Origin of the sequence: Microcoleus pseudofavosus SVA1_A4 (genome assembly GCF_036700565.1) — a bacterium.
Classification (GTDB): Bacteria; Cyanobacteriota; Cyanobacteriia; order Cyanobacteriales; family Microcoleaceae; genus Microcoleus.
In genome coordinates, this window is record NZ_JAUBPE010000102.1 from 1 (window position 1) to 19,356 (window position 19,356).

At 47.2% G+C, this 19,356-nt stretch carries 19 protein-coding genes; 11 read left to right on the top strand and 8 right to left on the bottom strand.

The genetic code is table 11. From position 1 onward, the window contains the following. Positions 1–291: 291 nt before the first annotated feature. Positions 292–660 carry a translation initiation factor gene (locus QUA02_RS29825; protein ID WP_333033168.1) on the bottom strand — a complete coding sequence of 123 codons (369 nt, stop codon included), beginning with the start codon at positions 658–660 and terminating at the stop codon, positions 292–294. 255 nt (positions 661–915) lie between these two features. Between QUA02_RS29825 and trpB the strand changes: the two genes are divergently transcribed. The 3 genes from trpB to QUA02_RS29840 all read left to right on the top strand — a co-directional run bounded on the left by trpB (position 916) and on the right by QUA02_RS29840 (position 3,710). Next, positions 916–2,154, top strand: a complete 1,239-nt coding sequence (gene trpB / locus QUA02_RS29830; RefSeq protein ID WP_333033169.1) for a tryptophan synthase subunit beta — start codon at positions 916–918, stop codon at positions 2,152–2,154. Positions 2,155–2,428: 274 nt separating this feature from the next. Continuing rightward, the gene (locus tag QUA02_RS29835) at positions 2,429–2,935 is read left to right on the top strand and encodes a CAP domain-containing protein (RefSeq protein ID WP_333033170.1); all 507 of its coding nucleotides are present in this window, start codon (positions 2,429–2,431) and stop codon (positions 2,933–2,935) included. A 142-nt stretch (positions 2,936–3,077) separates the two neighbouring features. Continuing rightward, complete coding sequence (locus tag QUA02_RS29840; protein WP_333033191.1) at positions 3,078–3,710, top strand: ribonuclease D; 633 nt, start codon at positions 3,078–3,080, stop codon at positions 3,708–3,710. Positions 3,711–3,853: 143 nt separating this feature from the next. Here QUA02_RS29840 and QUA02_RS29845 read toward each other — a convergent pair whose 3' ends face one another. Then, entirely contained in the window at positions 3,854–4,918 is a 1,065-nt protein-coding gene (locus tag QUA02_RS29845) for a hypothetical protein (protein ID WP_333033171.1), read from the bottom strand. A gap of 309 nt (positions 4,919–5,227) precedes the next feature. On the opposite strand from QUA02_RS29845, the gene QUA02_RS29850 reads away from it, so the two are divergent. Next, on the top strand, positions 5,228–5,386 hold the full coding sequence (locus QUA02_RS29850; RefSeq protein ID WP_333033172.1) for a hypothetical protein: 159 nt from the start codon (positions 5,228–5,230) through the stop codon (positions 5,384–5,386). Here QUA02_RS29850 and QUA02_RS29855 read toward each other — a convergent pair. After that, positions 5,339–6,538: a HetZ-related protein 2 gene (locus QUA02_RS29855; protein WP_333033173.1), complete on the bottom strand. Its 1,200-nt coding sequence runs from the start codon at positions 6,536–6,538 to the stop codon at positions 5,339–5,341. The two genes, QUA02_RS29850 and QUA02_RS29855, sit on opposite strands and share 48 nt — an antisense overlap. A 167-nt stretch (positions 6,539–6,705) precedes the next feature. Here QUA02_RS29855 and glyS point away from each other — a divergent pair, with 167 nt between their 5' ends. After that, the gene (gene glyS / locus QUA02_RS29860; protein WP_333033174.1) at positions 6,706–8,922 is read left to right on the top strand and encodes a glycine--tRNA ligase subunit beta; all 2,217 of its coding nucleotides are present in this window, start codon (positions 6,706–6,708) and stop codon (positions 8,920–8,922) included. A 718-nt stretch (positions 8,923–9,640) separates the two neighbouring features. After that, positions 9,641–10,993: a UDP-N-acetylmuramoyl-L-alanine--D-glutamate ligase gene (gene murD / locus QUA02_RS29865; protein WP_333033175.1), complete on the top strand. Its 1,353-nt coding sequence runs from the start codon at positions 9,641–9,643 to the stop codon at positions 10,991–10,993. Between the two features lie 94 nt (positions 10,994–11,087). Here murD and QUA02_RS29870 read toward each other — a convergent pair whose 3' ends face one another. From QUA02_RS29870 to QUA02_RS29885, 4 genes are all read right to left on the bottom strand, one after another. Beyond that, entirely contained in the window at positions 11,088–11,243 is a 156-nt protein-coding gene (locus QUA02_RS29870; protein ID WP_333033176.1) for a hypothetical protein, read from the bottom strand. A 51-nt stretch (positions 11,244–11,294) separates the two neighbouring features. Then, positions 11,295–11,657 carry a hypothetical protein gene (locus tag QUA02_RS29875; protein WP_333033177.1) on the bottom strand — a complete coding sequence of 121 codons (363 nt, stop codon included), beginning with the start codon at positions 11,655–11,657 and terminating at the stop codon, positions 11,295–11,297. Beyond that, a complete protein-coding gene (locus QUA02_RS29880) occupies positions 11,626–11,808 on the bottom strand; it encodes a hypothetical protein (RefSeq protein WP_333033179.1) in 183 nt (60 codons plus the stop codon). The genes QUA02_RS29875 and QUA02_RS29880 overlap by 32 nt, the downstream gene beginning before the upstream one ends. A gap of 74 nt (positions 11,809–11,882) precedes the next feature. Continuing rightward, positions 11,883–12,299 (bottom strand): MAPEG family protein, encoded by a 417-nt coding sequence (locus tag QUA02_RS29885; RefSeq protein WP_333033181.1) that lies wholly within the window; start codon positions 12,297–12,299, stop codon positions 11,883–11,885. 31 nt (positions 12,300–12,330) lie between these two features. Here QUA02_RS29885 and QUA02_RS29890 point away from each other — a divergent pair, with 31 nt between their 5' ends. The 3 genes from QUA02_RS29890 (at position 12,331) to QUA02_RS29900 (ending at position 15,315) form a co-directional block, all read left to right on the top strand. Then, positions 12,331–12,549 carry a hypothetical protein gene (locus QUA02_RS29890; RefSeq protein ID WP_333033182.1) on the top strand — a complete coding sequence of 73 codons (219 nt, stop codon included), beginning with the start codon at positions 12,331–12,333 and terminating at the stop codon, positions 12,547–12,549. Positions 12,550–12,803: 254 nt separating this feature from the next. After that, positions 12,804–13,739, top strand: coding sequence for a DUF389 domain-containing protein (locus QUA02_RS29895; RefSeq protein WP_333033183.1), 936 nt, complete (start codon positions 12,804–12,806; stop codon positions 13,737–13,739). 19 nt (positions 13,740–13,758) lie between these two features. Then, positions 13,759–15,315, top strand: a complete 1,557-nt coding sequence (locus QUA02_RS29900) for a cation:proton antiporter (protein ID WP_333033185.1) — start codon at positions 13,759–13,761, stop codon at positions 15,313–15,315. A 48-nt stretch (positions 15,316–15,363) separates the two neighbouring features. Here QUA02_RS29900 and QUA02_RS29905 read toward each other — a convergent pair whose 3' ends face one another. Then, positions 15,364–17,112 carry an ABC transporter ATP-binding protein gene (locus tag QUA02_RS29905; protein ID WP_333033186.1) on the bottom strand — a complete coding sequence of 583 codons (1,749 nt, stop codon included), beginning with the start codon at positions 17,110–17,112 and terminating at the stop codon, positions 15,364–15,366. Positions 17,113–17,397: 285 nt separating this feature from the next. Here QUA02_RS29905 and QUA02_RS29910 point away from each other — a divergent pair, with 285 nt between their 5' ends. Next, on the top strand, positions 17,398–17,520 hold the full coding sequence (locus QUA02_RS29910) for a hypothetical protein (protein ID WP_333033187.1): 123 nt from the start codon (positions 17,398–17,400) through the stop codon (positions 17,518–17,520). A gap of 30 nt (positions 17,521–17,550) precedes the next feature. Continuing rightward, on the top strand, positions 17,551–19,242 hold the full coding sequence (gene groL / locus QUA02_RS29915; RefSeq protein ID WP_333033189.1) for a chaperonin GroEL: 1,692 nt from the start codon (positions 17,551–17,553) through the stop codon (positions 19,240–19,242). The last annotated feature ends 114 nt before the right edge of the window (positions 19,243–19,356 follow it).

Sequence of the window (19,356 nt, forward strand, 5' to 3'; positions counted from 1 at the left end):
ATATCAATTCCGCTCTTCATCGGAATGATATAAACGGAGGACACGGCAGTGCCGTTTCCCTACCGCGATCAATTGTAGGGACACGGCAGTGCCGTGTCCTCTATATCATTCCGGTGCAGCCGGAATTGATATCATTAGTCATTAGTTCGGGAATTACGCAAAACTTAATTATGGTGCGCAGTGCGCACCTTACATCGTTGTTAGTTCGTAGTAAAGACTTCAGTTCTTTCTTGCTCTGTTCTAGATAAGAAGGACTTGCATTCCTTACTACAAACTTTTTTTGGCTTGAAATTAGCCGCCGCTAATTTTAGCTTTATAGCCCAATTTTGTCAGAATTTCGGCCAGTTGTTGCTTGTGTTCGCCTTGAATTTCGATTTCGTTTTCCTTAACTGTACCGCCTGTGCCGCATTGGGCTTTTAGCTGCTTGGCTAAATCTGCTAAAATTTCAGGTTTTCCCTGAAACCCGCTGATGACAGTAACTGTTTTGCCGCCGCGGCCTTTTCGGGATGCTTGTACTTTCAAATTTTGTTGATTTGGGGGAACTTCGGCAACTGCCCGTTGGAGGGCGGCCGAGTTGTCAACATTGCCAAACTCGGAGTAAACAACTCGTTTGCCGTCTGTAGTTTTGCTGTCAGAATCTTTGCGCTTGGATGCTGCCATGTGTTAAAATGATTGAACTTTTTTGACTGTATTTCTAGTTTTAGCTGATGGGGGTATGGTTGCGATCGCTCGTTGGCGATCCGATCTTTTACTTATTGTATTAGCCCGTCAAGGGTTCAAGGAATTATAATGGAATTTGCTTGCAGAGGCTCAAGTCCGCAACCGATTTGGTACGATCGACTGATTGTGCGATCGATACCGATCCTCTAGCTTACCTGCGAATCTAAAAATCTAAAATCTAAAATCTAAAATCAAATGACAGTCACACCCCTGCGTCTCACCACCGAAACCACAGCCCAACGCCCCGACTCCCTCGGCAGATTTGGCAAATTCGGCGGCAAATACGTCCCCGAAACCCTGATGCCGGCTTTATTTGAACTAGAAGCCGCTTTCCACAAATACCGCAGCGAACCCGAATTTCAACAGCAACTCCAACAATTGCTCAAAGATTATGTCGGCCGCCCCAGCCCTTTGTATTTTGCCGAACGCCTCACAGAGCACTACGCTAAACCAGACGGAACCGGCCCGCAAATTTACCTCAAACGCGAAGATTTAAACCACACCGGTGCTCACAAAATTAACAATGCTTTAGCTCAAGCATTGCTCGCAAAACGCATGGGCAAACAGCGGGTAATTGCTGAAACTGGTGCCGGCCAGCACGGTGTTGCTACCGCCACAGTTTGCGCTCGTTTCGGGATAGAATGCGTTGTCTACATGGGCGTTCACGACATGGAAAGACAGGCTTTAAATGTGTTTAGAATGCGCTTGATGGGTGCCGAAGTGCGGCCGGTGGCTGCTGGTACGGGAACGCTGAAAGATGCGACTTCCGAAGCGATTCGCGATTGGGTGACAAATGTCGAAACAACTCATTACATTCTCGGTTCCGTAGCGGGGCCGCATCCTTACCCGATGATGGTGCGCGATTTCCATGCGGTAATCGGTCAAGAAACGCGGGTTCAGTGTCAGGAAAAGTGGGCTGGTTTGCCGGATATTTTATTAGCTTGCGTCGGCGGCGGTTCTAATGCAATCGGTCTTTTCCACGAGTTTGTCGGGGAAGAAACTGTGAGGTTAATTGGTGTTGAAGCGGCGGGCGAAGGTGTGGATACTGATAAACACGCTGCTACTTTGACTAAGGGAAGTGTGGGAGTTCTGCACGGGGCGATGAGTTATTTGCTGCAAGATAATGAGGGTCAAGTAATCGAGCCGCATTCGATTAGTGCGGGTTTGGATTATCCGGGTGTGGGGCCGGAACACAGTTATTTGAAGGATGCGGGCAGAGCTGAATATTATAGCGTAACTGATGCAGAAGCGCTGGGAGCATTTCAGCGGCTTTCGCAGTTGGAGGGGATTATTCCGGCTTTGGAAACTGCTCACGCGATCGCCTATTTAGAGACTCTGTGCCCGCAGCTAACAGGCAATCCGCGCATTGTGCTTAACTGTTCGGGACGGGGCGACAAAGACGTGAACACTGTGGCGAAGGTTCTGAATATCTAGTTTAGCGGAATTGTGGGCGATCGCTCTGTAGGAATCGGTAACAATTAATTGGTGTCAACTTAAGACTAAAATCCTTTGTATCTCTCGTTTGTATCGAAGTCTAGATCCCCCCAAGCCCCCTTAATAAGGGGGGGAGTGGAAGCGTTCAAAATCCCCCTTATAAAGGGGGATTTAGGGGGATCGAGAGGCTCATCCTCAGACGGTATACTCATACTACTTTTGGCATTAAGGTGACACTAATGGTAACAATTAACTTTATTTTTAGTTGGATTTCATGTCCAAACCTTTGATTTTGATGTGCTTGGGATTGTTGACAATCCTGCCTAAGTGTGACACGTTTATTCCTGCGCGATCGCTGCCACAAACTCCCATGAATACTAATGTTGCTTCGAGTGCTATTACTGACTTAGAAAAAGCGGTTAACCAACAGATAAATCAATACCGAGCATCTAAAAAGTTGCCGCCGCTGAATATCGATCCGCGAATCACTCAGCTAGCAAGAATTCACAGCCAAAATATGGCTAACGGTAAAGTACGTTTCAGCCACGATGGATTTGAAGGGCGGGCGAAAGCAATTACTATTCCTTATCAAAGTGTAGCTGAAAATGTTGCTTACAATTTCGGCTACAGCGACCCCGTACGCAATGCTGTTGAGGGTTGGATTAAAAGTGAGGGCCACCGCAAGAATATGGAAGGTCAGTTTAATTTGACCGGTATTGGGGTTGCAAAAAATGCCAAAGGCGAGTATTATTTTACTCAGCTTTTTGTTCGCAGCCGATAAATTGAAGGAAGAAGGAAGTTCGGCAACGGATTTTGTAACGGATGTAACGGATGTAACGGATGTCAGGAAGAAGGAAGAGGGAAGAAGGAAGAAGGCAGTCAACAGTCAACAGCCAACAGTCAACAGTCAACAATTACTAATAATGGAATTTGCAGATTTTCAAGTGTGTGATCGCGATCTTCCCGATTCTCTCTTATCTTACTATTTGACAGCGGAGGCGATCGCCGTTGATACGGAAACAATGGGTTTGCTACCGTGGCGCGATCGCTTGTGTTTGGTTCAGTTGTGCGATCGGCAAGGTAAAGTTGCGGCGGTGCGGATTGCTAAAGGCCAGACTGCGGCGCCGAATTTAAAAAAGCTCATGGAAGCTGAAAATATTGAGAAGGTATTTCACTTTGCGCGCTTCGATCTGGCAACGATGCGTTACAATTTAGATATTGACATTTCGCCGATTTTCTGCACTAAAATAGCGAGCAAATTAGCCAGAACTTACACCAACAGACACGGACTTAAAGACTTAATCCAAGAATTGGAAAAAGTAGAACTAAACAAAACTTCTCAAAGTTCCGACTGGGGAAATTCGGAGAATCTTTCAGACGAGCAACTGAGCTACGCTGCTAACGATGTCCGCTATTTGCTGAGCGCTAAACAAAAGTTGACTGCTATGTTGCAGCGAGAAGAACGCTGGGAAATTGCACAGCAATGTTTTCAGTGTTTGCCGGTTTTTGTAAGTTTGGATTTATTGCAGTACAAGGATGTTTTCGAGCACGGATGATATCTAGTAAAATGTCAAGTTCTGTAGGGGGGGTTTCACCGACAATAATTGCCTAAAACCCAAAATTTCGTAAACCCGCCCCCACAGGAGGCAAATGGCTTCAATCTCAAATCTCAAATCTCAAATCTCAAATCGATCGGCTATTAGTGATCGGGATTTTTTTCGTGCATCAAAGCTTCAATTTGGTCGTCAAGACTTCTAATCACTTGTTCCAAAGCGGGCAACCCCTCTAAAGGCAAAGGAGAAAGCCGAGTTCGATCGCGAATTTGATTCACTTTGCGCTGCAATTCTTCGGCCAGCCGCAGCGCATCCCGACTCAAAGTAGACAACTGCTGCTGCTGGTAAAACCTCAAAGCTGCCCCCCGCAACACTTGCAGCGTGGCTTCTTCCTTGCCGCCCACCGCCATTACCCGCAAGCGCAACAGCAAATGAGTGTTTTGATATATGCGTTCAACTTCGACTTGTTTGGGCTGTTCCACCGGACAAACAGGCATATCTGTCAGCCGCTTCAACTCGTCGATGACCTCTTGGAACAGGACGATATCGATACCTTCGAGCATCGATTTCAAAACGCCGTCTTGACTCCAAAGAATCCGGCCTTGCGACTGGTGCCGCTCAAAAAACAAGCGGCCGATACCCTCTCGCAGCACTCTACCGAGCAATTCTTGCAGCAGTTGGGGTGCGGGCAAAGTTGCCAAAAATTCGACAGGGCTTGACAAGTGCAAGGCCTCGACATCCAAAACCGATAGCTCTGCCGGCATCAGGGAAACCTCAGCGACAGCAGGTTTAAACCGCTCGCGAGCGGGAATGGAGGGTTCAGGCGCAGACAGCAGCGTTTCTGCTTTGGGGCCTAAAGTTTTTGGTGCGGGACTTTTGGGTGTTGGGGCTGCTGCGGTTTCTGTCTGGCTGGGTGTTCTGAGCTGGCTCCCGTGGAGCAAGTAAGCTGAGAGCATCGAGCGCTGAGTTTCCGAGGCAATTGCCTCTGTTGTGACTGAGCAATTCATGTAAGCTAAAATCCGCTGCACGTAGTCCAAGGCGGAGTCATCTTGCGCATCGACTACGCCCAATTTAAACAGATTACCTTCTAAAGATAGAGGCAAAACTTGATAGTAAAGGCAAGCTTCAAAGGGGACAACTGTGTCGATTAGTTGAAATATTCGATCGGAGTCCATTGTAGCTGCGGAGTCTGTGGAAGATGTATGTACCATTAGCTGCTTTGTAGTCGGAAGCGCGAGCGAGCGCGACGCACCAACCTGATGCGAGAAAATTTAACGCTGCAACTTCCCTGACGGAGGAATTAATCTAACAACCGGAAGCTTTTATTAAATAAAAATCCTTAGTCCCAGAATTTTCTCCCTTCTGTATTGCAGCCTCAAATTCTACCAAAAGATTGACAACTAGATGATGACTGGCGCACTCTCGACCAACTATCATCGATCGCGCGAGATAGAGCCCCGTGCATGGCAACGACAGAATTATGTCTTTAATGCGCAAGTATTACAAATGCACCCCAACCTATGATTTACGGGCAACCGCTTAATTTAGGATTGTTAAAAAATCCTGAAAAGTCGATCGCGCTGCTAGTATCTTATCCTACGCAGCAGCGATCGCCATTAATTGCCTTGCCTTTAACCTTCGACGGGCGATCGCTCGTTGCGGAGAGATTGAGCTGCTAAATAGAGTTTGCTCCACTCGCCGATGACTTGATTGGTTTTCAGCTTTAATTCCGATGCGATCGTCTCTACACTTTTCCCTGCTTTCAGCGATTCTAGCAACTGCCGCTGCACCGGCGTGAGGTCTTGTAAATATTGCTGCCACTGAGCGGGAGTCAAGCCCAAACTGTGTTCTTGGAGCGAAGTTTCCAGCCAGTTGGCGACTAATTCGGGTGATTGTTTGACCGCAAAAACCCGAATCGCGTGGTAACTGACTTTTTCTCGCAAGCGGTAAATTTGCTTGACCGGAACGTTCAAATCCTCGGCAATTGCCTCTTGGGAACGGCCTTGCAGGTAAAGCTGCAGCCACCGGGAAGCCAGCGGATCGACTTCAGCGGCCAAGTAATTCTCAAATTCTTGTTGGACAATCTGCCGTTGAGTTTGCTGCTCTTCCCAAGCTTGATTTTCTCGATACTCGGACATCGCCTGTTCGTCTAGCAGGCTGAGCGGTTCGTCTGTATCGTCGGGTAGAACCTGTTCAGACACCAGCCGCACCCAGTCTCCCGCAGGCACTTGCGTCAACCCGCCCCGCTGGGAACGCCGCAGGTAGTTGACAAAACGGTACACCAGCAGCGGCTGGTTGCGGATCGGCCGCAAACAGTATTCTTCGACGCTTGCTAGCAGCAAAGCATTTCGCAGGCGTCTGTCTGAGGTGCATTCGGCAATCCAGGCGACTTGAGAAAGCAGGTAGCGATCGGAATTGAGCATTTCCTGAATCACTTCTTGCAGTACCTCCACCGCACTCCGCTGTCTGTCGCGACTCAGGGAAACCCACGCTTGGATTTTTTGCCGGAGCACCACTAAACCGCCGAGCCGCCCGATCAAGTTGCGGTAAGCTTTTTCTGGCGGTACTCCCAGATACCGAGAAAGCAAAATTCGATATAAAAAGTCGATCGCGCCGGAGGCGACGGTTAGCTGAGCCGGAGCAAGAGTGTCAAATCTTTCTGGCCTGTCTCCCAACAGCCAGCGGACAACGCTCTCGCGAGTGCTAGAACTCTCATCCGGGCAATCTTGTTCAAGTCGCGACTTCCAATCTTGTGCCAGTCTTTCCGCCAAGGTCATGAGCTGTTGAGCTATTTGTCTTTCACCCCCGATTTTACGTGGTATGCTGATCATTTGATTCTTTTTTGGATCTAATAGGACTAGCGCATCGCTAAAATAATTCTGTATTTGGGTTATCGCGATCGCAATTGCAGGTTTTTTTTAACTGGCGATCGGTAACTTTTGTAATGATTGAACGGGCAGATTAATTGCCTATTGACACAAACACCTAAAACTGTTATATGGCTAACTTTTTATTAGAACTCGGTACGGAAGAATTGCCCGCCTCTTTTGTCAAAGGCAGCGCCGAGCAGTGGCAGCGGCTTGTACCTGCAAGTCTGGCAGAACAATCCTTGACAAATGACTCAATTAATGTATACGCTACTCCGAGGCGTTTGGCCGTTCTGGTGAAAGGACTGCCAGTTCAGCAATTAGATAGAGAAGAAGAGGTAAAAGGGCCGCCCGCAAGTTCGGCTTTTAAAGATGGCAAACCGACGAAAGCAGCCGAAGGTTTTGCGAAAAAGCAGGGCGTAGAAATTGATGCTTTGGAAGTTCGCGCTACTGATAAAGGCGATTTTGTGTTTGTGCTCAAAAAGATTCCGGGGCGGATGAGTGCGGATATTTTGGCAGAACTTGTGCCGCAGTGGATTAATAAGTTAGAAGGCAAAAGATTTATGCGGTGGGCAGACGGAGATTTGAAGTTTCCGCGCCCGATTCGATCGATGGTGGCACTGTTGGATGATACTGTACTGCCAATTACATTGGTGAGCGGTTCGGATACTGTTAAGAGCGATCGAATTTCCCAAGGACACCGGGTGTTGTACACCCCCCCTACACCCCCCCTTGGCAAGGGGGAGACATCGCTTCCTACACCCCCCCTTGGCAAGGGGGGGACGGGGGGGGTCTCGATTCCGCAAGCTGAGGATTATGTCGAGTGTCTGCGGGCTGCTTGCGTGGAGGTCGATCGAACCAAGCGCAAAACTCAAATTAAAGCACAAGTAGAAGCCGCAGCAACAAAACAAGGCGGTTACGCCGAGATTACCGAAGATTTGTTAGAAGAAGTCACCGACTTAGTAGAATGGCCGAACGCAGTTGTCGGCAAATTTGACGAGGAATTTTTGATCTTGCCGCCGGAAGTAATCACCACAATTATTGTTACAAACCAGCGGTATTTTCCCATCCTCAAAAGCCCAGATTTTCCAGAACTTCTGCCCTATTTTATTACAATTTCCAACGGCGACCCCGCTAAAGCGGCGATTATTGCCGCCGGTAACGAGCGAGTAGTGCGGGCGAGATTGGCAGACGGTCAGTTTTTCTACAAAGCAGACTTGGTAAAGCCTCTAGAGGATTATTTGCCCAAGTTGGAAAAAGTTACTTTCCAGGAAGATTTGGGGACAGTACGCGCAAAGGTCGATCGGCTGTGCAAAATTGCCAGTTTAATTGTCAATCAACTGCAAATTACAGACGAAGAACAAGCTTACATAGCAAGAGCAGCCTTACTTTGCAAAGCCGACCTCGTAACCCAAATGGTTTACGAACTTCCCGAAATGCAAGGAATCATGGGGCAGAAATACGCCTTAGCAAGCGGCGAACCGGAAGCAGTAGCCACAGCAATTTTTGAACATTATTTGCCCAAAGGTGCTGGCGACAATTTGCCGCAAACTCTGACAGGTCAAATTGTCGGAATCGCCGACAAATTAGATACATTAGTCAGCATCTTCGGCTTGGGAATGTTGCCGACAGGTTCATCCGATCCTTTTGCCCTGCGCCGCGCAGCAAATGCGATAATTGACATTATTTGGACGGCTGAGTTGCAAATCAATTTGCACAAGTTACTCGCAGAAGTTGTTGCAGAATTTACAGCTATTCGCCCCGAAACATCGCCAGAATTACTATCACAATTATCCGAGTTTTTCCTGCAAAGAATTCGCACTTTGCTGCAAGAAGAAGGGCAATTAGATTACGATGTGGTGAATGCAGTTTTGGGAGAAAATGACCCAGAATATACGGAACGAGCATTAAGAGATTTGTTAGACGCACTCGAAAGAGCGCTTTTCCTACAACAAATCCGCAATGACAATACATTGGATCTGATTTACGAAACAGTCAACCGTTCAACTCGTTTGGCGGCTCAAGGAGATTTGGATAAAGTTGAATTGGAACCGAAAAATGCGGTGAAACCAGAGTTATTTCAAAAATCGTCTGAACAAGCTTTCTATGATGCAGTCGTGCAGTTAGTGCCGCAAACGCTGCTATCCAAACAAACTCGCGATTACCAGCAATTAGTAGATAGCTTGACTGAGATTGCTCCGACTGTCAGCAACTTTTTCGACGGGCCAGAAAGCGTTTTGGTGATGGATTCTGACCCGGAAATTAAGCAAAATCGGTTGAATTTACTGGGTTTGCTGCGGAATCATGCGCGGGTGTTGGCTGACTTTGGGGCGATCGTCAAAAGTTAGAATTAAATTGTATGTAGGGCGGGCACTCCGGCCCACCACAAGAGTTTCAACATTTTTGAAGTGCAATTTAACTGATTTTTAGCTTAACGATATTCTGTCATCCTGAGCGTGGGCTATGGCCAATGCTAAAGCTGAGAATGACAATTTTTTGCGTAGCGTAATTCCTGGTTTTCTTAGTGGAGTCTTTAGTTAGGCTATTCTTGAAGGGTGCGATCGATACGGCTGTTTTTATAACACATAAACCAAGAATCTGAAATATGAATGACAGGCAGTTTTTTCAGCAAATTGTAAAATATTCTACCATGACCTCCTCGCCTTACTGGAACATGATAAGTTTCCTCATTTTCTGCGGGTTAATGGTTGTAACATATCAGCGATCGGGCGATGGGTCTTTCGTTTTTACTTTCTTTTTTACCTTCTTTGTGTTTTTATTACTGCAAGGTGAGGTAAACAAGCGTATAGCAAGAGAGATTGTCCGCTTGGGAGATCGGATAGAAGAACTTGAGAGACGCAATCCTTAAAAATCCCCATTATTAAAGATAGCTAGGCATAGACAAAGAGTAAATCTATTAGAATTCTTGCGAAACCGCCCGCCTCTCAGCAGAGTTCGATCGCTCTCTTAAAAAATAAGCAAAATGGCCAATAGCCAAAAACCAATGGAAGGTTAAGATATAAACTTATAAAACCAGGGAAGTTCGCTCCATCACACACACAACTTATGCCGATCGCTCATATCATTGGACTAGGAAAATCAGGAATTGCCGCCGCCAGACTGCTAAAACGCGAAGGATGGGAAGTAACGCTGAGCGATCGCTCATCTTCCCCAAACTTGCTAGAACAGCAACAGGAATTTGCTAACGAAGGAATTAATGTTGAGTTAGGTAAATCTTTTGAACCAGTCGAATCTATAGAATTAATAGTAGTAAGTCCGGGCGTTCCCTGGGACAGTCCAGCATTAGTGCGCGCCAGAGAGTTAGGCATTGAAACAATCGGAGAAATGGCTCTCGCGTGGCGTTACCTGAAATCTCCTTGGGTGGGAATTACCGGGACTAACGGCAAAACTACTACTACTGCTTTAATTGCTGCTATTTTTGAAGAGGCCGGGCTTTACGCTCCCGCTTGCGGCAATATTGGCTATGCTGCGTGCGAATTAGCTTTAGCTGAAAAACAGCCGGATTGGGTAATCGCAGAAATCAGCAGCTATCAGATAGAATCCTCGCCGTTTGTAGCGCCGCGAATCGGAGTTTTGACGACTTTGACGCCGGATCACCTCAGCCGCCACAAAACTTTGGAAAATTACTACAACATTAAAGCGCATTTGCTGAAAAAGTCTGAATTGCAAGTAATCAACGGCGACGATCCTTATTTGCGCCAGCAAGGAGTTGACGTTTGGCCGGATGCGTGTTGGACGAGTGTGAAAGGTGAAAAAGAACTGTTGGGCGATCGCACTTTTGGAGCGTACATCGAAAACGGTTGGGTAATAGCTCAAAGCGAGAAAATTCTGCCTGCTGATTCTTTGCGGATGGTGGGAGAACACAATTTGCAGAATTTGTTAATGGCGGTGGCGGCTGCTAATTTGGCGGGGATAGATAAAAGTGCGATCGCCCGGGCGATCGCTAAATTCCCCGGAGTTTCGCACCGCCTCGAACACATCTGCACTTGGGAAGGCATAGATTTCATCAACGACAGCAAAGCTACTAATTACGACGCCGCCCAAGTCGGGTTGGCTTCTGTTAGCGCACCGGCGATTTTAATTGCGGGCGGCGATCCCAAAGAAGGGGACGATCGCGCATGGATTGATACAATCAAGGCGAAAGCTGCTGCGGTGCTGTTAATTGGAGATGCAGCGAGTCTTTTTGGCGATCGGCTCGAACAAGCAAATTACAACGCTTGGGAAATAGTCGAAACAATGGAAAGAGCAATTCCGAGAGCCGCAGAATTAGGCAAACAAAATCATGCTAAAGTAGTGCTGCTTTCGCCAGCTTGTGCTAGCTTCGATCAATACCAAAACTTCGAGCAGCGGGGCGATCATTTCCGGCAATTATGCCTCGAATCGCTTGCTAAAAATTAGGGCTAGATATAGATTGATTGTACGCGATATCGGTAGGGACACGGCAATGCCGTGTCCGGCACCGGGATCTGCGACTTTATAGATGTGCAAGTCCTCAAACTGTCTTCCAAATATCCTTAATTCTAGCCTGTTGTTCCCATTCTAGCTCAGAAAAAACTAGCATCATTTCCTCATGAGTATAATCAATAATGATGGCAGCCAATTGAGCCACCGTTTCCGCTTCCAGCATTGCTAGTTTCAATTTGGTCATTGCTTCTTTATCCATTAACACGAAACTTTTAATTTTTACCTCCTTTAGATTTTAGTTTTCCCTGCAAATCTCTTTCAGTTGTGCATTAACACTGGCAATCTGAGCAGCACTTATTGTATCAAAATTGCGCGAAGATATTTTTAATTCTTGCCTACAAAGCTGAGAGCGCAATTTTTCATCAATCTCCAGAATCTGACCTTCAGAAGTGACATTTTTTTGCAACAAAGTTGCGATTTCTCTTTCCAGTTGGCGATTTCCTTGCTGAAAGAAATCTTGAGAGTTAGAACGAAACAAACCGCTATTGACTTGCTGAATTTGGCTGGGTGTGAGCGATTGAGCCGAGACAGCAGCCGGAAATCCAAAAGATGCTGCTAGCCACCAGCTAGGAATTATCTGTTTGAAAATGCTGTTCATCACTGTCGGGAGGAGTTTTTACCTCAGTTGGTTTCTCGTTTTCTGACTCGCTTGCTAATTCATCTTCTCGTTCAAGTTTTTCTTGCCACTCGACAAGCTGCTGAAAAAGGTGCTGGTTAATTTCAAATACGGGTTTGTTGGTTTCTGACATATTGACTCCTGAACGTGATTGAAAGAATTCGATTTACCGCGTAAGGTGCGCGCGGCGCACCCTAATAATATTAGTTAGGACGAAACCTTCAGCAGCGACATAATTATGCCAGTTAGGGAACCACCAAGCAAAGCTAAAATAGCTAAGGAACTAATGCCAAATCCAGCAGCTCTTTTTTCGGCAGCTTGATAGTAACCCCAAGCATACAAAATGCGTCCAATTATCCAAACTGCGCCGATAGCAGCGCCCCAAATTGGGCTGATAAATTGCGAGAACAGCCACAGCGAGGGCAAAAATAGAATCATTTGCTCTAAGGTATTTTGCTGAACTCGCAACACTCGCTCAAAGTCTGGGTTTCCTGTCACCTGCGGGGGAGAAACTTTGTGTTTGAATCTAGCTCTGCCGACGTTGATGGTAACAACGAAGTAGAGAATTAATGCTGAAACAGTAATTAGACTAGGCCAAAGTGTCGCGTTTGCTTCTGCGAGCATGATTCGGTATTATTGGGTTGGAGTAGATATCTTGATTATAAATCAATTATTGCCGATCGCGTTATTCATCGCGATCTTGTCATTCAAGGCAGGGGATTTGATGCAACTGCTGGGTATTAGTGGCGCGGCAATTGCTTTAGAGTTCCGGGACATCCTCGAAAACTTGCTGGCTGGGATTTTGATTCTTTTGACTTCACCTGCACAGGGATACAATCCCCCGACTCTTGTCGTGAGCAGCCCCAAATTTTAGACCCTAGTTCAAGCTCCTAGATTCATCTGTAGAGTAAATCTAAAATCTAGAATCTAGAATCTAAAATCTAAAATTTGTGGAGTAAATCTCAAATCTCAAATCTCAAATCTAAAATCGACTGACCGCACCTACATAGGGATACCAACCCCTGACTTAAGGAGATTATTTTGCTCAACAATATTCGAGACCGTCTTAAATATTTCACCAGGAGCAGGATCGATCCACAGCATTTAAAGCAAATACGAGTTGACTTGTTGGAAGAATCAATCCTAGATATTGACTATCTTGTTTTAATTCTCGGCTCCTGTATAATTGCCACCTTTGGACTGCTTGCCAACAGTGCGGCCGTCATTATCGGTGCTATGATCGTCGCGCCTCTGATGTTGCCAATCCGAGGGTTAGCATTTGGAGCGGTAGAAGGTAACGTTCTCCTCTTCCGCAAAGGTTTAATTGCATTAGCAGTCGGAACGGTGCTAGCAATTTTTCTAGCTTGTTTTTTGGGAGCTTTGGTACAAATTCCCGACTTTGGGAGCGAAGTTCTAGCTCGTTCTAAACCTACATTACTAGACTTAGGAATTGCGATCGCCGCTGGGGGAATCAGTGGCTATGCGAAAGTTCAGCCCAAAGTTTCTGCTACTCTGGCGGGAACTGCGATCGCGGTGGCTCTGATGCCACCAATTTGTGTTATAGGTTTAGGCTTGTCTCAAGCTAATTGGTCGCTCAGTTTGGGAGCCAGCCTCCTGTATCTTACTAATTTGCTGGGGATTACTCTCTCCTGTATGCTAACCTTTTTGATGGCCGGCTACACCCCCCTGCATCGCGCCCGTAAAGCCCTCTTTTGGGCGCTAGCATTGACGGCTATACTTGTAATTCCTCTGGGCGTGAGTTTTGCGGAATTGATCGAGCAAGCGCAACTCGAAGCCAGTCTGAAGCGGGCGTTGCTTAACCGAACTATTACTTTTCAACGGGTGGAACTGATTGCCACTGATACTAACTGGTTGGCGAAACCGCCGGAAGTTCGTCTGAGTGTTCGCAGCAGCGAAGCTTTGACACCGAAACAAGTGCAGCTTTTAGAAGAATTTGTCGAAAAAGAAATGGGTCAAAAATTTACCCTAATTTTTCAAGTCAGCCAAGTTGAAGAAGTGCGGCGATCGACGCTGAATAAGTCCCGATCGAAACCGAAATTTTAACTATTTTATCCCTAATTGTATGACCCCAGAAACTCTAATTCACGAAGCGACTATCGAGGGCAATCTGAAGAAATTTCTTTTAGTGCTATTAGTTTCCTTAAGTGTGGCGATACTGCCGCAACTATGGGGCTGGTTGCGCCAAATTCCCTACACGCTGCTTTTAGTAATTGTCGGGTTGGGTTTGGCTTTTATAGATGTGCGATTGGTGTCGCTCTCGCCCGAACTGATTCTGTTGATTTTTTTGCCGCCTCTTTTGTTTGAAGCTGCTTGGAATCTGGAATGGTCTAAACTCAAGCGGGATTTAGTGCCGATCGCTCTTTATGCGGTTTTGGGTGTTGTTATTTCCGTTGCTGGCGTGGCTTTTGCTCTCAACCAAATAGCTGGAGTTTCTTTAGGAATCGCTCTTTTGGTAGGAGCTAGTATATCTGCTACAGATCCTGTTTCAGTTATTGCATTGTTCCGGGAACTGGGAGTTGAAAAACGCCTAGCTTTGCTGGTGGAGGGAGAGAGTTTATTTAATGATGGCATTGCTGTTGTTGCCTTTAGTTTTTTGGTGGGATTTTCTTTAGGGACGGATGAAGTTGGCATCCCATTTCTGGTGGGGCGTTTCTTAGCTTTTGTGGGAATTGGGATTACTGTCGGGAGTGCGATCGGTTTTGGTATCTCCTATCTAACCCAACGGTTTGATTTACCTTTGGTGGAGCAATCGTTAACCTTAGTTTCAGCCTACGGCACTTATATAATTGTTGAGGAATTGGGTGGTTCTGGGGTGATTGGTGTGGTGGTGATGGGCTTGATATTTGGAAATTTCGGCTCTCGTATCGGTATGCAACCGAGTACCAGACTGGCGGTAACACAATTTTGGGATTTTGTGGCGTTTTTTGTAAATTCGATCATGTTCCTGCTGATTGGCGATCGAATTAGTTTTGCTGGTTTGGGAGCGAATTTAGGAGTCATTGGCATAACTGTGGCGGCGATGTTTGTGACACGAGCGATCGCTATTTTTGGTTTAGGATGGTTGAGTAATAGGTTGGTAAAATCAGAAATTTCATTAGCCGATAGAACTGTGATTTGGTGGGGAGGATTGCGGGGTTCTGTCTCGATTGCTTTAGCTTTGAGCGTGCCGGATGTTTTCCCCGATCGACCAAAAATTATTGCGATCGTGTTTGGGGTAGTTTTATTTACGCTGCTAGTACAAGGTTTAACCACCAAGGCGCTGCTGGAAAAATTGGGGTTGTTGAGCAACCAGGAGTTGCGCCAGGAGTATCTGGAGGCGATCGCCCAACGTGTTGCTCTCAATCGGGTTCTCAAGCATCTATCTGAAGTATCGGGCGATCGTAAAATCGAGCCTGAGTTTTCCAATCATCTCGTAAGTCAGCTTGAAGAAAAATTAAACTTGCTGCAAGCAGAAATCAACCAAATGTACGATCGATCTCCTGAACTGCGGCAGATGACTATCGACAAACTCGAAGGGGACTTGCAGGCAATAGAGGCTGATACTTATGCTGAATTTGTGCGATCGGGTCAATTGAATGAGCTGCCTGCTTCTGTGCTGCCAGAATTTTTAAAAGCTTGAAATGACTCAAGTCATGACTGCAAAACAGTTTGACACGATCGCCAAGGTTCAGTGCAGCAATTCCTCTAATTTTTGCTGGTTCCACAAATACTGATAAAGCCCTGTTTGCCCTACCAATTCTGCGTGAGTGCCGCTCTGAACTATTTCTCCCTTCTCCATCACAAAAATGCGATCGGCACTGGCCGCCGCCGACATTTGATGCGAGATAAAAATCACCGTTTTGCGATCGGTTCCCGTTGCCAAATTCTGCAAAATGTCGGTAGCAGTTTGATTGTCAACGCTGGAAAGAGCGTCATCTAAAATCAGCACGGGAGCGTCAACTAACAAAGCGCGGGCAAGTGCTGTCCGCTGCCGCTGTCCGCCGGATAAAGTAATGCCGCGCTCGCCCACAACTGTTTTGTACTGCTGCGGAAAATTGAGGATTTCGGCGTTAATTTGCGCTTGTTTTGCCGCCGCTTCAACCTCCGGCTGTTCTGCTAAAGGATTGCCGTAGCGGATGTTATTCTTGATGGTGGTGCCGAACAGAAAACTTTCTTGGGGAACGTAGGCGATCGCCCCGCGCAATTGGGTCAACTTCACCTTGGTAATATCCTGTTCGTCTACAAATAACTGACCAGGAGCGATATCTAGCAAACGCGGCAGCGCATTAGCTAAAGTTGATTTTCCCGAGCCTATCGCCCCGACAATTGCGACAGTTTCTCCCGGTTTTATGGTAAAATTAACATCTTTAAGCGCGGGTGTCTTAGCGCCGGGATAAGTATAATTTAAGTGGCGGGCGACAATCTCGCCGATTACTGGAGTTGGCAGTTCAACTGCACCGACAGCATCCTTAATTTGCGGTTCCACAGTCAGAATTGATTCGATGCGATCGACACTCACTTCTCCCCGCTGGTAAGCAGTAATTGTGAAACCCAACAGAGCCGTCGGAAACACCAAACGCTCGACATAAATCAGCAATGCCACAAAATCGCCAATGCTAATTTCTCCCTTAGCAATTGCCCCGCCACCGGCAGAAAGCAGCACCAACAAACTGACGCTTGCCAAACCGCCCAGCAGCGGAAAAATAAAGTTTCTAGTTTTTGCTAATTCCAAGTTGGCTGATAGCAACTGTGCGTTGGAATTGCGAAAAGCTCGGCGTTCGTTTTCTTCTTGAGCGTAGATTTTAATTACGGAAATCCCGCTCATATCTTCCTGAATTAAATCGCTCATCGCTGACAGTTCCTCTTGCACGGCTAACTGTTGGATGCGAAGTTTGTCGCTAAATAACTGCACCAAAACTAGCATGAAAGGATAAACTGCGATCGCCAACAGCGTCAACCGTACATCAATCCCCAGCATCACCGGCAAAGTCAAAGCATAAGCAAAGGCTGTATTCGCCAAACTCAGCACCGCAAACCCCACCAAGCGGCGAATATTGTCCAAATCGGAAGTAGCGCGGTTAATTAAATCCCCTACCGTATTGGCAGCAAAATAAGACGGTTCTAATGTTAATAAATGATTAAATATTTGCTGTTTGAGGTCAAATTCGACTTGACGCCCCACGCCAAACAGCAAAATCCGCGACACCATCCGAATGACCCACATAATTGAGGCGAGGATCAGAATTAGTGCCACGTAGTTGAAAACTTGGTCAAATTTAGTCGCAATTTGGAGAGTGTCAACTGAATTCCGAATCAGCAGGGGAATGTAAACTCCCACAGCATTGACAACTAACAGCGAAAAAATGCCCCAGAATGTGGGTTTCCAGTGCGGGCGCATATAAGAGCCGAGTTTTTGCAGTCGAGAATAACGAGCCATGTGTTAGGGGTAATTTGAGATTGAGGAAAGGAAGAAGGTATTAATCAGAAGATAGAAGGCAGAAAAAAATATAAGCTCTATCCGACGGTAGATGATCGAAGGCCGAAGTTAAGAAATTTTTGAATAAAAATTCTGCTTAGGGATGACGCGCCATAAAAGTTGGGTTTGGGGCCGAACCAAAATTCGATCGATATGTCACAAACCACATTATATCTGTGGGCACACGATATCTGCGGGGACACGATATCTGCGGGGACAGGATATCTGTGAGGACACGGCAGTGCCGTGTCCCTACCCACCCGGAACGATCGCCCAAATCTCCCATCCGCCCCCGCAACCCCCCGCACCGCTGGGGCGCGCTACAATCTAAAATCGATCGGCTTAGCACTCAGCCTCAGAGAGTGCTAAATTTGCTAATGTAAGCGATCGGAGACAAACATGACCAAAATAGTTGCATTTGGCGACAAATCTCGGCGGGCCCTCGAACGCGGGGTAAATCAACTCGCCGATGCAGTTCGCATCACCTTGGGCCCGAAAGGCCGGAACGTCCTATTGGAAAAGAAATACGGCGCTCCCCAAATCGTTAACGACGGTATCACCGTTGCTAGGGAAATCGAACTCGAAGACCCCCTGGAAAATGCCGGCGCTCGCTTAATTCAAGAAGTCGCCTCCAAAACTAAAGATATCGCAGGCGACGGCACTACAACCGCCACGGTTATAGCTCAATCCCTCATTCGCGAAGGTTTGAAGAATGTCGCTGCTGGCGCGAATCCAGTCGCGCTGCGCCGGGGTATTGAAAAAACGATCGCCCATTTGGTACTGGAAATCGCAAAATTGGCGAAACCCGTCGAAGGAAGCGCCATTGCTCAAGTCGCCACTGTCTCCGCCGGTAACGACGAAGAAGTCGGCGCCATGATTGCTCAAGCAATGGAAAAAGTTACGAAAGACGGCGTAATTACTGTTGAAGAGTCGAAATCTCTGACAACAGAATTGGAAGTAGTCGAAGGGATGCAGTACGATCGCGGATATCTTTCTCCGTATTTCGTCACCAACGGCGAGCGCATGGAAGTTGAGTACGAAAACGCTCGCATCCTGATTACCGACAAAAAAATTAGCTCCATTCAAGAACTAATTCCAGTTCTCGAAAAAATCGCCCGCACCGGTCAACCGCTGCTAATTATCGCCGAAGATATTGAAGGCGAAGCTTTGGCAACTCTGGTAGTCAACAAAGCCCGCGGCGTATTGAACATCGCAGCAACCAAATCTCCCGGATTTGGCGATCGGCGCAAAGCTATGCTTCAAGATATCGCCGTGCTCACCGGCGGTCAATTGATTTCCGAAGAAGTCGGACTCAGCATCGATACCGCAACTCTAGAAATGCTCGGTACCGCCCGCAAAATTACGATCGACAAAGAAAACACCATCATTGTCGCTGGTGAGGAACACAAAGCTGACGTGCAAAAACGGATCGAGCAAATCCGCAAGCAGCTAGAAGCGACGGATTCCGACTACGACAAGGAAAAATTGACCGAACGCATTGCCAAACTCGCCGGCGGTATCGCTGTAATTAAAGTAGGCGCGGCTACCGAAACCGAACTCAAAGACCGCAAACTGCGCATTGAAGACGCTTTGAACGCCACTAAAGCTGCTGTGGAAGAAGGTATCGTTCCCGGAGGCGGCACGACGCTAATTCACCTGATTACCAAGATAGAGGCGATTAGAAATACTTTAGATGCTGAAGAACAAGTTGGCGCTGACTTGGTTGCTAAAGCTTTAGAAGCACCTTTGCGTCAAATCGCTGATAATGCGGGTGTTGAAGGTTCGATCGCGATCGAGCGAGTGCGGGGGAGCGAGTTGAACATCGGCTACAACGCTCTCACCGACGTGTACGAAGATATGATTGCCGCTGGAATTATTGACCCGGCTAAGGTGGTGCGATCGGCTTTGCAAAATGCCGGTTCCATTGCTGGTATGGTACTGACCACTGAAGCTGTGATTGTCGAAAAACCCGAGAAGAAAAAAGCCGGCGGCGACATGGGCGACATGGGCGGCATGGGCGGCATGGGCGGCATGGGCGGCATGGGCGGCATGGGCGGCATGGGCGGCATGGGCGGCATGGGCATGATGTAGCCCTATTAGTTGCTCCGGGTGCGCCTCGGCGCACCTTATTTATGAAGTACACCCGCCTATCGTGAGCTTCCCCGTAGGGACACGGCACTGCCGTGTCCCTACACTTCACAAACC

Coding starts and splice junctions, on each gene's coding strand:
- murD (WP_333033175.1), top strand. CDS start 9,641: ATGCCGATCGCTCATATCATTGGACTAGGAAAATCAGGAATTGCCGCC.
- QUA02_RS29880 (WP_333033179.1), bottom strand. CDS start 11,808: ATGTCAGAAACCAACAAACCCGTATTTGAAATTAACCAGCACCTTTTT.
- QUA02_RS29835 (WP_333033170.1), top strand. CDS start 2,429: ATGTCCAAACCTTTGATTTTGATGTGCTTGGGATTGTTGACAATCCTG.
- QUA02_RS29875 (WP_333033177.1), bottom strand. CDS start 11,657: ATGAACAGCATTTTCAAACAGATAATTCCTAGCTGGTGGCTAGCAGCA.
- QUA02_RS29905 (WP_333033186.1), bottom strand. CDS start 17,112: ATGGCTCGTTATTCTCGACTGCAAAAACTCGGCTCTTATATGCGCCCG.
- QUA02_RS29850 (WP_333033172.1), top strand. CDS start 5,228: ATGATTTACGGGCAACCGCTTAATTTAGGATTGTTAAAAAATCCTGAA.
- QUA02_RS29885 (WP_333033181.1), bottom strand. CDS start 12,299: ATGCTCGCAGAAGCAAACGCGACACTTTGGCCTAGTCTAATTACTGTT.
- QUA02_RS29900 (WP_333033185.1), top strand. CDS start 13,759: ATGACCCCAGAAACTCTAATTCACGAAGCGACTATCGAGGGCAATCTG.
- QUA02_RS29840 (WP_333033191.1), top strand. CDS start 3,078: ATGGAATTTGCAGATTTTCAAGTGTGTGATCGCGATCTTCCCGATTCT.
- QUA02_RS29855 (WP_333033173.1), bottom strand. CDS start 6,538: ATGATCAGCATACCACGTAAAATCGGGGGTGAAAGACAAATAGCTCAA.
- glyS (WP_333033174.1), top strand. CDS start 6,706: ATGGCTAACTTTTTATTAGAACTCGGTACGGAAGAATTGCCCGCCTCT.
- QUA02_RS29825 (WP_333033168.1), bottom strand. CDS start 660: ATGGCAGCATCCAAGCGCAAAGATTCTGACAGCAAAACTACAGACGGC.
- trpB (WP_333033169.1), top strand. CDS start 916: ATGACAGTCACACCCCTGCGTCTCACCACCGAAACCACAGCCCAACGC.
- QUA02_RS29870 (WP_333033176.1), bottom strand. CDS start 11,243: ATGACCAAATTGAAACTAGCAATGCTGGAAGCGGAAACGGTGGCTCAA.
- groL (WP_333033189.1), top strand. CDS start 17,551: ATGACCAAAATAGTTGCATTTGGCGACAAATCTCGGCGGGCCCTCGAA.
- QUA02_RS29845 (WP_333033171.1), bottom strand. CDS start 4,918: ATGGTACATACATCTTCCACAGACTCCGCAGCTACAATGGACTCCGAT.